This is a genomic window from Reyranella sp. (assembly GCF_052439685.1).
GTDB lineage: Bacteria > Pseudomonadota > Alphaproteobacteria > Reyranellales > Reyranellaceae > Reyranella.
Window position 1 is genome coordinate 1 of sequence record NZ_JBQVQG010000083.1, and the last position, 534, is coordinate 534.

At 66.3% G+C, this 534-nt stretch carries 1 protein-coding gene; it reads left to right on the top strand.

Annotated features, from left to right (window positions below):
• The coding region (locus ACT6UX_RS30445) for an ABC transporter ATP-binding protein (RefSeq protein WP_444778867.1) at nt 1–534 on the top strand (534 nt) is incomplete at both ends.

Here is a 534-nt window from a genome sequence, read left to right on the forward strand (position 1 = left end):
GGGCGGCAACGGCGCGGGCAAGACCACCACGCTGCGCGCCATCTCCAACCTGCTCAAGGGCGAGCGCGGCGAGGTCACCAAGGGCAGCATCGAACTGCGCGGCGAGCGCATCGAGAACCTCTCGCCCGCCGACCTCGTGCAGCGCGGCGTGGTCCAGGTCATGGAGGGGCGCCACTGCTTCGCCCACCTCACCATCGAGGAGAACCTCATGACCGGCTCCTACACCCGCAAGAGCAAGGCCGAGGTCGCGGCCAACCTGGAGAAGGTCTACACCTACTTCCCGCGCCTGAAGACCCGGCGCACCAGCCAGGCCGCCTACACCTCGGGCGGCGAGCAGCAGATGTGCGCCATCGGCCGCGCCCTCATGACCAACCCCAGCGTGATGCTGCTCGACGAACCCTCCATGGGCCTGGCCCCGCAGATCGTCGAAGAGGTCTTCGAGATCGTCAAGGACCTCAACCAGAAGGAGAAGGTCACTTTCCTGCTGGCCGAGCAGAACACCAACATGGCGCTGAAGTACGCCGACTACGGCTA